This window comes from Facilibium subflavum (assembly GCF_003574485.1).
Taxonomy (GTDB): Bacteria; Pseudomonadota; Gammaproteobacteria; order Francisellales; family Francisellaceae; genus Facilibium; species Facilibium subflavum.
This window is the reverse complement of sequence record NZ_QLIT01000374.1, coordinates 1-502: the sequence shown is the minus strand read 5'-3', so window position 1 is coordinate 502 and position 502 is coordinate 1. Positions and strand designations below refer to the sequence as shown.

At 31.9% G+C, this 502-nt stretch carries 1 protein-coding gene; it reads left to right on the top strand.

Annotated features, from left to right (window positions below; all coding sequences use genetic code 11):
- Window positions 1-502 (top strand): hypothetical protein (locus DNK84_RS14010; protein ID WP_162902530.1); only part of this gene is annotated, 502 nt, incomplete at both ends.

Sequence of the window (502 nt, the reverse complement as noted above, 5' to 3'; positions counted from 1 at the left end):
TATTTAAAACTTTATCATATTCAGCTCTTTTCGATGATAAAAGTAAAATTAATGAGATTAATGGGGCCGATCCAGATAAAAGGTTAACATACGGACAACTTCTTTATAAGCTTGATAATAATGGTAATTTAATTCCTGATGGTAATGGTGCTTATGAGCTTAAACCAGAAGTTAAAAAAGATGCATTTATCTCTAGTTTTTTGAATAAAAATAGCAATTTAGCTACAGACCTATTACATTATCAGATTGATCAAGTTGTGCATAGCGATGATGGTTTAGTTGCTACTGCTGTAGTTGATACAAAACATCCTGAAACAGCTTATCTGACAGCAAGAGGGAGTACTGCTGGTACTGTAAAGCAACTTTGGGATGATTGGGCAAAGGCAAATACTAAACTTGCGGCAAATGAATATGTGACTAATTTTGAAATAGCTCAAGTGGTAGATTTTGAAAACTTTATTAAAGATGTACAAACTAAGTTTAATTATGAAACAATTAATCC